This is a genomic window from Bacillus cereus group sp. BfR-BA-01347, from assembly GCF_022663835.1.
GTDB classification, from domain to species: Bacteria; Bacillota; Bacilli; order Bacillales; family Bacillaceae_G; genus Bacillus_A; species Bacillus_A thuringiensis_K.
This window is the reverse complement of record NZ_JAKUGG010000052.1, coordinates 1-11,533: the sequence shown is the minus strand read 5'-3', so window position 1 is coordinate 11,533 and position 11,533 is coordinate 1. Positions and strand designations below refer to the sequence as shown.

The following is an 11,533-nucleotide window of genomic DNA, read 5'->3' as shown; positions in this document are numbered from 1 at the left end:
GGTTCAAAAACTTGGTGCCAGCTTGAGAAAGATGGTTTTAGGTAAAAGGATTTTGATGGGTGTGTTTTAAAGTTTATATATTATTTTAAGAGCCTTATTTATAGGCTCTTTTTTGTATAGTTATAATAAATTTGAGAAACATTATATTTAGTAATTAAAAGGGGTGAGATAAATAATGAATAAAAAGAGAGCATTATTATGTTTGTTAGTGTTTATATTCAGTTATTTTCATTTTGAAAGCTATTCTTATGCCAATATTAATGTTTCGAAAATAAGTAGAGCTGTTTTAAATATTAAAGATATTTCTGGTTTTAATTATAAGGTTTATTTTTTTGCTCCTGAAGAAATTAAGAGTGATTATTATTTTTGTGGTGGAGGTGATGATAAAGTATATGTAGGGGATTATACTTTTGCGATTCAGAAACAAGGTCAGAAAAAAATTAATATGACACCTATTATATTAAAAGGATTTCCTTATAATGAAACCCAAAAATCGGTTTTTTCTATAAAATCAAAATTATATCCTGATCTAATTACAGTTTCACTTGAAATTGATTGCAATACAAAAGTTGGATACTTATATTATGTAAGTAAAGGGGAATTGGTACCATTAAATAGTTCTTTAAATTATGTTTTTCCACCGAGATTTAATCAAAAGAATCAGATAGAAACAATGAATTATAATAATGCAGAAGATTTTCCTTGGGTCTTAAGTACTTATGGATTAGATTTAAAAAGTAATTCTTTAAAATTTATAAGTAACAAATCTTTTTCTTTTGAACAAGGTCAAAAGATGGTTGAGAATTGGTAGTTTTATTATGAGTTTATATTGAACTTTATAAGCAATAATTATATTAGAGACTTATATTTTATGATGTTTTAAATATGAAATGTATGAAGTATATTATCTCTTTCTTCTTTATTGATTTCGATATATTTTAGTATAATTTGTGGTGTGCTGTGATTAAGTATGTCTTGTAACATAGCCATATCTTTTGTTTGTTTATAGAACCAATAGCCGAAGGTTTTGCGCATAGTGTGGGTTCCAATAGATTCTACACCGGCAAAATCTTCGGCTTTTTGTAATTGTCGATAAGCCTGGATCTTACTAATGGGTTGATTTCCTTTTCGGGAAGGGAATAACCAGGTACTTTCTAGCGTTTGGCTATAAGAGTATACTTCATCAAAAATAGAAGTAAGGTTAATTATGCGTTCTTTCTTTATTTTCCCTCTTTGATCTTGAATTCTTTTCTCTTTTTACGTTTTAAATTTATTATGGTTTGTGTTTCAATTTGGAGTAGATCACTGACACGTAATCCAGTATGGATCCCAATAAGGAAGAAAATATAGTCTCGTTCAGAACAATGACGTTTAAGAGCCCATTTCATATCTTCGATCTGTTCTTTACTACGGATAGGTTGGACATCAATGAGATGTGGTTTTTTGCGCATGGATTTTAATCTCTTTATTTACAATGTTTTGAATGTATACTTTTGTTGTGTAAATTGAGGATATCAGGGGGATTGGTTAGAAGTCAATATTTAAAGGGATTTGAATGTAAACTAATATTCAAAAGTTTACTTTGGAACTTTTTATTATTTTTTGTATAAAATGGTTTGAAACTAAAAGTGTATCAAGGTGAATAATGGTGTTTTTTTTTCAGACAAAAAGTCTAGTAGTTACTAGGCTTTTTGTTTAAATTATTCATGTTTTACATAATAAATCTTAAAGTAAAACATCTATCCAAAAGTTTACACTTTTTTTTGGAATCCAACATATAATGTTATGAGCATTTACAACATAGTCTTGGTCATAAAAAGAAAAAACCACAGCAATTGTTGTGGTTTTTCTTTTTGAAACTGTGGAAGTAAACTTATCAAGAAGTTGTAGAAATAATACAAGTTTTTGATGAGTTTACTTGCTAGGATTCAATTGTTAGAAAGAGGTATGATATAATTAATTGTCGAAATAACGTAAAAAAACCCTTCCAGTCGGCAAACTTGAGGGTTTTTTTATAAAAGACTAATTTTGAAGGGGTTAATCCCTTATTAACTGTTTAAGTATTAATATTTTAACATAAGTGGGTTGATTCCTTCCAGTAGAGAAGGAGAGGAATTTTTTTCATGAGTAAAATTGTTGATTTTGAAAACTCTGAAAGGAAAGCTAAATCTAGAGAAAATCAGATTGAAAGTTTTTTAGAAGAGGCAAATGTAGGATTATCTTCTGAACAACAGCAATTGTTGTTGCAAATTTTACATAGTACAACGGGTGAAAATTATTTCATTGGTAAAAAGAAAAAACGAACTGATGGGGTGAAGTTCGTGCAATTAATTATGGATAATGTAAATTATTTAAATAAGATTGGCTATTTACAGCCAAAAGAAGAAGCATTTTTATTTAAGTTGACTCCTTATATTGAGTTTAAAACGAATGTAATAATTGAACGGGTAGATAATGATTTAGAAGTTGAAACGAATGCTGCTACTCCTAGTTATTTGGCTGAACAATTTGGAAATACAAGAGAATATATTTCTAGGATTATGAATTCTTTATTAAAGAAAGGTATTCTTGGGGTTGCTGAAGCTGGAATGACTACTGATGATGGTAGAATTTGTTCTTCTAGAACATGGTTTGTAAATCCTAATATTATGTGTTGTTCTCCTAAAGATGGTGTCGATAAAGCTACTCAACATATTTTTAAAAGATCTCTTCGGAATTTTAAGGTGAAAGACACTACAAAGAAACATAAATTACCAGTTTACTTGTTTTAAAGCATGACTTTTTTAGTCTTGCTTTTTTTTTTTTTTTATGAAATTACATTTTTTAGGTGTGATTATATGATCACACCTGTGTGATCATATAATCACACCCCGAACACCTCAAACCCTTGATATTACTGACTTTTTATATTTCTCCTTTCTCACTCTATATATATAGCTAAAAGTTCCGCAAGGAACAGGTAGTATTTTTAAGCAAACCCCGCTTAAAAATCTCCACCTTTGCTAGAAAAAAGGTCGGCTCGTTAATCCTCGCCTAAAGTCGAAGACTTTTCTTTTTTCTAACATCCTTGCGGAACTTTTTTTGGCTCGTTTGCTTCCATCGCCAAGCCGATACACTCAAAAGTGGGATTTAGGCATATCGGCTTGAGCTACTTATTATACGAGCCAAACCGCTTGATTTAACGTTCCATAATTAGTTCTTACTCTATTTTTAGATACGCAATACATGGGGTCTCCCCACACCCCGGCCAGCCTCTACCTCAAAAGTAGGGGAAAGATCAAAACCACTTACTATAAGTAAGTGGTTACTGTGGAAGTGGTTTCTCTCGCTGAGATTCGTAGGAATCATTGAAATTTAAACGTCTAAATAGATTTGTATTCCGGATTTTGATGTTTTTTGGATCAATCATAGATTGCCAAGGTTGTAAGTTCTTTTTATTTTTTCTAAGTTTAGTAATTCTACTTATAACATTGTTTAACTCACGTTCATGATCTTGACTCATCACAATAAAAGTAAAACTTGTTATGACTGTTGGGAAGCAAATTTTTAATAAAAATTCAATATGATAGATATCAGAGATTAGGTTATTAATTGTGATATAAGATGTTCCTGGTATTGGGATAATATTTGCTACGATTCGTAAAGATTCTTTTTGATCATTAATAAGTAATTTAAGAGAACAACGTGTAGTAAGGATTTTAAAGAGTTCATCGATAAATGTAATGAGTACATGAAGTTGAGTTTCAGGTGTCTCTTCATTGATGAACCACAATCCCCTATTTTCTTGTTTTGTCTTTATGAGAAAGTCTGTTACAAATTCCATATCAAGATTTTTAGGTATTTTGTTGTTTGGAAAGTATTCTCCAAAGTAACGTGTATCTTTTTCTTGTATTGGATTGATTGGGAAAAAGGGTTCTGTATGTAATAAATAATAATGCTCGTGAGAACAAAGTAATGCGGTTAATAATATTGGATCTGTATATTGTTTATTTAATTCTAGATAGTCTTCCATACGGGTAAAGTGACGGAAGAGTACATTTTCTCCTGGTGCAATTGGTAGCACCTTTTTTTCTTGGCCAAAATAATAGTAAGCTCGATAAGATAAATAAATATATTCCGCACCATAAAAGGATTTAGAACCAATTAATAGTTTATCTTCTAATTCTTTTAATTTTGCGTATCCAAGTGTTCTAGATTTATTTTTTTTGCCTTTTTGGTAACCAAATAGATCTAGGAACTGTGATTTTAACATGTAGGGCTGATGATGGAGCATAAATGTAAATAGATTATGATAATGCTTCATGATGAATAAATGTAATTCATCACTTAATTTTCTCTTATGTGGATCTTCCTGAATGTCATGTAAGTTTAAGATATAGGGTGAATTCGTATTATCCATAATTTCATGTACTGTATAAAAAGTATGTGGAACAATAAATGTTGGTTGTATTGCCATGTTTTTTCCTCCTATAGTTGTTCATATCCGGATAAAAATGTCTTCGCAAATTCTTGTTTTTGTTGAATATCAATTTCTTTGTAATTACGTGTTGTCACCTCTATGGCAATATAACCGCCATGCACTTCGCTATAGACGGCTCCATCGGGCGTTGGTTGGAATTTTCCTTGCGGATGGGACTCTACTATTCTTTTTTTAAAATTGTTGTATCTGGGGTCTTTCTGAGCTTCTGAATGCAATTGTTTTTCTGTTTTCCATGTTTCTCTTATTTCTCTTGGTAAAGAGATGTATTTTTCAGAGAGACGAATATCATGTTTGGCGTTATTTATACCGGTTTTATATTGATACTCTTTTCCCTCTTTCTTAAACTTTTCTATCCCTTTTTCTCCTAAAACAATTTTTCCTGTACGTTCTTCTAAATAGCCGCTATGACAAAGTTTTTTCAGGCGATCTCCTTTGATGTTATATTCTCTTTCCATTTGTTCTCTGGTAGCTGTTCCAGTTTTCCAAAGCATATCCATGCCCTCAATCTCTTTTGTCTTGAGAATTCTTACATGTTTTCGTGGCGCGGCCATAGGGATTCCTCCTGTCTTTGCTTTATCTCTGTATTTAATTATTTGGGATTTTATAGCGAAGCTATGGGTTTTCGCTATAATTCGTGTTTATATGTTTCGTTTTTTATTAAACAAACATTTTTAAACAAATGTTTGTTTAATTTCATTCAAAATGTGATGCGAAGCATGACATTTTGATCAAACAAATAAAAATGCCGGAAGGCGATTTTATTTGTCTTTTTCTAAGAGGCGTGAGCTGATTTAGAAAAAGAATCTGGACAGATGCGAAGCATTCTGTCCAGGAAGTCCCGCAGGGCAAAATACGCCTGAAGACCATTCACTCGGCTTGCCGAGCTTGTTTTTGGTTCAAGCGTAGCGAGAATCAAAAATGAATGCGTCTGACCGCAGGCATGGAAAAGCGTCAGCTTTTATCATGCCAAGGCAGGCGTATTTTGCCCTGCTTGAGTCTTACAGGACAACGGACGGTAAGACGATGAGTGGAATGCTCTTGATCTTCCTGATTTGACGCCGTTAGGGCGGAAAAATCGGGCTCCCCGTAGGGGAGAATATGTACTTGATTCTATGTGATACCACATGGAATCTGATTTAACTATATTATACAATATATTAATTTAGATATGAGAGATTTTGTAGTAGGAATACATGGGAGAATAACTAGAGGAGAGTTTATCACTGAGTCCGTAACGTTTATGCCGCGAAAGTCACTTGACCATGAGGGGCACCCTCATGCAAACTCATCAGAGGTGGCTCCAGAAGGGCGGTTTTTGCCCGCTGGGGTTATCTTTGGGAGTTTGAGGGTGTAGAGGCTCGTGGTCAAGTGAACCGTGGAATAAAAAGTGTAGGACGGGATCCCCAGAAAAGGGCAAAAACCAAAGGGGGTTATGCAAAATGATAATCAAAGATCTGAATTTTTTGTGATAAATACTTATTTATGGTTGATTAACATAACGTCTTATTATTAGCAATCATATATTCCTTAAAAGCTTTTTGGGATAATTACGATCCTATTGGGAACATTAATTTTTATGGAGGTGATTGTAATGAATAATAACAAACAACCAAACAAAAATTCTGCAGGGACAAACGCTGCATCTAACAAATTTGGAACGGAATTTGCTAGTGAAACAGATGTACAAGCAGTAAAACAACAAAATGCTCAAGCAGAAGCTAAAAAGAACCAACAATCTAGCCAACAATAAAGTTAATATACAAAGGATTATTTTCGATAATCGTGGGAAATACACTTTGAGCAAACTATCCAAGATGCGATAAGGCATTATTCGTGGAACTCAATTACGTAATAGAAAAAGACTACTTCTTCTAACTGGGAAAAGGTAGTCTTTTTCTGTTTTTAAGATGTATATTGTATACAGTTCCAGTTAACATAACGTCTCATTATCGGTAGCAAATCTTTTGGTAGAATCCTTGTCTATATAGGGGTTCTTCTTTTTTTGTCTTGTTATCTCGTATACAGGATTTTATACATTGTTGATATAGCGGGGATTCTATGGATCCCCGCTATTCTTTTTTTTGCATAAAATCTTGTATAAATAAAAAAGATTTTGATGTGGGTATTGGGATGGGATGAGTATTCAATTTTAAAATTTGATCTGTAATAGGAATTATACAAATTGCTTATGTAAAGATTATGGAGATTAATGGTTTGAAAAAAGTAATACGTGAATTATTAGGAAAAAGGGTATATCATCGCTATAGCGAATATATTTTTGAGGTGAGACGCTATGAAGACGCTATATAGTCCCGGCGACGTGGCAGAGCAATTAGGTATTCAATCTAGTACATTACGTAAGTATGCTGATGTACTAGAAAAAGAGGGTTATACTTTTATAAAAAATGAACGTGGCCATAGGAAATATACAGAAAGTGATGTAATGGTGTTTCGTAAGGTTATCAACCTAAAGAATGATACAGACATGACATTAGAAAACGCCACAAAACAAATAGTATCATGGAATCAAGGCGTTGAGGTATTGCCATTAGAGCGACATGAAATTGAGCGCTATGAAGAACCAGATTTTAACGCTACAACGCTACAGATGATGCTTCAAGATCAAAATGAAATCATTGAAAAGCAAAATGAATTACTACAAGAATTAAATAAACGTTTAGTTGAACAAGATCAGCGATTTGCACAAAGAGAATCAGAGTTATTGAGCGCTATACAAACGATACAGGAATCCCAAAGGCTTATAGCGGTGAATACTAGCGAAGACGTAGCGAAGAATCAAAGAAGCGATGAAATGCTTATACAAACAATAAGGGAAGTTCAGGAAGTTAAGAAGATGATTGCAGCAAGTAAAGATAGGAAATGGTATGAGTTTTGGAAATGATTTTTTAAAATTTGTTTAATTATCTCTTGCTACTTCTAAAAAATATAGAAAAATGAATACAAAGGTAAAGCTTAGAGTTATATGGGAATTCTGAGTTTTTTGGGTTATTACTGATAATTTGATTTTATATGAACTAAATTTTAGGAAGAAGGAATAGAAAATGAATAAGAAATGTCCTAATTGTGGTTCTAGAGAAATAGAGGAAGATTTATTAAATGCCCAAGAATGTTTAAAACTTATTAGTACGAATAACCTTTTTAATCAATTTTCAAGAGTGGTTGCTGATATTTGTACTGAGTGTGGTAACATTTTATCTATAAAAGTAGAACATCCAGAGTATTTTAGAGTAGATACATAAAAATTATTGATAATACAGATTATGTGGACGAAAAATCCCTTTAGAATAAAGATCTGAAGGGATTTTTTTTCTTTTTTAATTAATGAAATGTGAAAAATAATTGATTTGCTTTAAAAATATTACTTTTTTATTTTATCCGATTTGTACTTGTTGAGTTTGTAATACTTTCAAAGTAAGATCAAGAACAATTTTTTCACGTAATTTGTCAAATTCTTTCTCAGGATATTCATCATAATGTTTATCTTGATATTTATCTTGATATTTATCATAATATCTATCATGATTTTTCTCAGGATATTCATCATATTTCGAATCATGATGAACATCATATGATGAATAATCAAGTTCATAAAATTCTGCACTAATTAATTCACAATATGGTTGTTCATTATAGAAAACATTATTTCCAAAGAAGTATTTGTCTAGACGAGGAACATCATTGTTTTTTGGATTAATAAAACGTGCTTTGTTTTCCGAAGAAAAAGCTATAATTGGTAAGGAAAGGAATTCATCTTCAGTTATATCAGCAAAACCAGAGAATCGAACCTTTGCAATTCGATCATGAAGCACGCCATTGCAGTATTTAGCAGCGTATTCAATATTTTTACGAATATAACCTTCTACAAACAATTTTGCTCTTGTTACTTGGAAAAATCCTGTTTCATTAATTGGTTCATATTCAACAGGTACTAGTTTACATTGTGTTAAAAATACATCTTTTAATACTCTCTTAATTTCCACTGCTGGTGGAGAAAGTGGAATTTCCGCTTCTACAACAATTTGAAGTGTTCTTTCTGTTAATACAACTGGAATTTTAACTCTAGGATTGGTTGTAAGAACGGGTATTGCTTCAGTATCAGTGAGTGGAATTCGTGATTCTGATTTAACTTTACAATTCTTATTTTTACTATATTCTTTTTCACTCAATTTAAAAAGCCTCCTCTTGGTTTATGTTTGAGTGTTTTGACATTACTTTAATATGCTATGGAATGTATTTATTTGTGTGAAGGCTCGTATAATAGTGATTTTTCTCATTTTGAAATAGAAAATAGGTTAAAGTAATAAAATCCATATTTTTCTTATGGAATTTTGCTTAGTATATATTTTCGTTAAAATATTGTTAGACTTTTTTATCTTTAAAAATAGATAGTACTAAATAAAATTTTTTGAACCATTTTGAATTGAAAGCATATATTTATAGTGTGGAACAAGCTTTGGACACTTGTTTTGCACTCATAACTTGATCTTCTTTGAAAGAAAAGGGAGATTTACTAGTAAATCCCCCTTTTTGGATTAAATAGATGTTTATATGTTATTTTTTCTTTTTTTATAAGATTAATATATTTATTTTTGTTTGAAAGAAATAATATGAGTCTATAAGTCTAGTTAGTTATATAAAAACGTTATATTAGAAAATAATTATATAAAGAATAAATAAAAAAGATATTCATTACGAATATCTTTTTTATTTATTCTTTGAGTTGTTTTTCGGAGAGAAAATATATTTACATTCATGATTTTATTGTATGAAATTACTTTATAAAAGGTTAAATTTAAGATTATTTGATTTAACTATTTTATTGTGTTATGAACTACTCGCCACTTAGCAAAGCTTGAAGTGGGAGCTTCTCAGTTCCGCGACGAAAGTAACCTTTCGACTCCCTGAGCGTTACTTCGGGGTGTTCCACCCCTAGATGTCTAACGCATGGTCGCTCTTTTGGTATGGTTCATATTTTACGCAGGAACCGAATGGCTTGGTTTTCGCACTCTATTTTCTTCCTGTAATCTTCTATATCAAGTTATCAAAGAACTTCATATAGCTAGTTTATCAAAATTTTTTGGCTAGGCTAAACCGAAATTCATCTCCCACCTACCGTTGGGCTACGCCCTTCACACGCTTGAGGAAGGAGAATTTTTTCGGGGAATATGTCAAATATGAAATACATCTAGGACATTATCTTTTTCTTCTTTATTAATTTCATGGAGAAAAGTCAACATTTAAAGTGATTTGAATGTAAACTAAATTTAAAGTTTTACATTGGAACTTTTTATTATTAGTTGTATAAAATAGTGTGAGATTAAAAGTCTATTAAGATGAATAATGGTATTTTTTTTCAGATAAAAAGCCTAGTACTACTAGGCTTTTTGTTTATGTAAAATATTTATTTGAATTCTCCACATGTTAACATTTTTTGGAATTAAACATATAATGCAATGAGCATTTATAATATAATCTTGATCGATAAAAAAACACAGCGATTTTTGTGGTTTTTTATTTATTATTTTATATTTATATATGTAAATAATTAGATATTATATATAAATTATTTTCTTTAATATGGGCTTATATAAGATGGGAATTAGCGGATACATACATATGCCCTATTACATACCTATATTTTATGTCTTGTTTTATACAATATAAATTTTATGAGAAAGAAGGTTTAAAAATATGTATCAAGATTTTAATTCATATTTACCTTTGTATAGAGAGGATACTTATGAATATGATGGTTGTTTAGAACATGAATGTTTGGATAATGAATATCGTGCAACAGATTATAGTTTTTATGTTGGGCAAACAATTGCAGCTCCAGCAAATACAAGATATTTTTCCATGGGAACTCCTATATTTATACAGAGGACTTTTGGTCATGGTCAAAATCAAAATGTAGAGGTAATATATCAAAGTCCTTTTGGTTTAAGTACTGTGATTATTTCTGCAATAGAGCTTGATGGTTTTTCTGGAGGTTCATTTCCTTGCCCTAGCCAAAATCGTCCAACACTTCGCAGAGGAAGCACTGGACATTGGGTTGTAAAACTTCAAGAATTTCTTCAGAAGTTTGGTTATTATTCAGGAAGAATTGATGGTCAATTTGGTCCTGTAACTGATCGAGCAGTAAGGAATTATCAAAGCAATCGTAGACTTCTTCCAGATGGAATTGTTGGTCCGAAAACTTGGTGTCAGCTTGAACAAGACGGTTTTTCTGGAGGTTCAGGTCCAATCCCTCCCTCTTGCCCTAGCCAAAATCGTCCAACACTTCGCATAGGCAGCACTGGACATTGGGTTGTAGAGCTTCAAAAGTTTCTTCAGAGAACGGGATATTATTTAGGAAGAATTGATGGTCAATTTGGTCCTGTAACTGATCGAGCAGTAAGAAATTATCAAGGAGATCATAGACTTTTGGTAGATGGAATTGTCGGTCCAAAAACTTGGTGTCAGCTTGAGCAAGACGGTTTTATGATTCAAAGAGAAGAAATTTGCCCTAGCCAAAATCGTCCAACGCTTTCGATAGATAGTACTGGACATTTGGTTCAAGAACTTCAAGAATTCCTTCAGAGTATTGGATATTATCCAGGAAGAATTGATGGTCGATTTGGTTCTGTAACTGATCGAGCAGTAAGGCAATATCAAAGAGATCGTGGGCTTTTTGTAGATGGACGTGTCGGTCCAAAAACTTGGTGTCAGCTTGAAAAAGATGGTTTTGGTCCAGTTTGCCCTAGCCAAAATCGTCCAATACTTCGTGGAGGAAGCACTGGATATTTGGTTCAAGAACTTCAAGAATTCCTTCGGAATATTGGATATTATTCAGGAAGAATTGATGGTCAATTTGGTCGTGTAACTGAGCAAGCAGTAAGAAATTATCAAAGAGATCGTGGGCTTGTGGCAGATGGAATTGTTGGTTCAAAAACTTGGTGCCAGCTTGAGAAAGATGGTTTTAGGTAAAAGGATTTTGATGGGTGTGTTTTAAAGTTTATATATTATTTTAAGAGCCTTATTTATAGGCTCTTT

The 11,533-nt window shown here is 31.9% G+C and carries 9 protein-coding genes and 1 pseudogene; 6 read left to right on the top strand and 4 right to left on the bottom strand.

Annotated features, from left to right (window positions below):
* The first annotated feature begins 175 nt into the window (after nt 1-175).
* Nucleotides 176-811, top strand: coding sequence for a hypothetical protein (locus tag MR143_RS32225; RefSeq protein ID WP_199697846.1), 636 nt, complete (start codon nt 176-178; stop codon nt 809-811).
* A 68-nt stretch (nt 812-879) separates the two neighbouring features.
* Here the strand turns inward: MR143_RS32225 and MR143_RS32220 are convergent.
* A pseudogene (locus MR143_RS32220) lies at nt 880-1,451 on the bottom strand (tyrosine-type recombinase/integrase).
* 672 nt (nt 1,452-2,123) lie between these two features.
* Here MR143_RS32220 and MR143_RS32215 point away from each other — a divergent pair.
* On the top strand, nt 2,124-2,771 hold the full coding sequence (locus MR143_RS32215; protein ID WP_046945201.1) for a hypothetical protein: 648 nt from the start codon (nt 2,124-2,126) through the stop codon (nt 2,769-2,771).
* A 533-nt stretch (nt 2,772-3,304) separates the two neighbouring features.
* Here the strand turns inward: MR143_RS32215 and MR143_RS32210 are convergent.
* Complete coding sequence (locus tag MR143_RS32210) at nt 3,305-4,456, bottom strand: hypothetical protein (protein ID WP_242281286.1); 1,152 nt, start codon at nt 4,454-4,456, stop codon at nt 3,305-3,307.
* Nucleotides 4,457-4,467: 11 nt separating this feature from the next.
* Entirely contained in the window at nt 4,468-5,031 is a 564-nt protein-coding gene (locus MR143_RS32205; protein ID WP_242281285.1) for a hypothetical protein, read from the bottom strand.
* Between the two features lie 1,040 nt (nt 5,032-6,071).
* Here MR143_RS32205 and MR143_RS32200 point away from each other — a divergent pair.
* From MR143_RS32200 to MR143_RS32190, 3 genes are all read left to right on the top strand, one after another.
* Nucleotides 6,072-6,230, top strand: coding sequence for a gamma-type small acid-soluble spore protein (locus MR143_RS32200; RefSeq protein ID WP_242281284.1), 159 nt, complete (start codon nt 6,072-6,074; stop codon nt 6,228-6,230).
* A 543-nt stretch (nt 6,231-6,773) separates the two neighbouring features.
* Entirely contained in the window at nt 6,774-7,382 is a 609-nt protein-coding gene (locus MR143_RS32195) for a DUF3967 domain-containing protein (RefSeq protein WP_061885382.1), read from the top strand.
* 160 nt (nt 7,383-7,542) lie between these two features.
* Nucleotides 7,543-7,740: a hypothetical protein gene (locus MR143_RS32190; protein ID WP_199697845.1), complete on the top strand. Its 198-nt coding sequence runs from the start codon at nt 7,543-7,545 to the stop codon at nt 7,738-7,740.
* A 132-nt stretch (nt 7,741-7,872) separates the two neighbouring features.
* Here MR143_RS32190 and MR143_RS32185 read toward each other — a convergent pair whose 3' ends face one another.
* Entirely contained in the window at nt 7,873-8,667 is a 795-nt protein-coding gene (locus MR143_RS32185; RefSeq protein ID WP_046945199.1) for a CsxC family protein, read from the bottom strand.
* A 1,525-nt stretch (nt 8,668-10,192) separates the two neighbouring features.
* Here MR143_RS32185 and MR143_RS32180 point away from each other — a divergent pair.
* Nucleotides 10,193-11,467: a peptidoglycan-binding domain-containing protein gene (locus tag MR143_RS32180; protein WP_242281283.1), complete on the top strand. Its 1,275-nt coding sequence runs from the start codon at nt 10,193-10,195 to the stop codon at nt 11,465-11,467.
* Nucleotides 11,468-11,533: the final 66 nt, after the last annotated feature.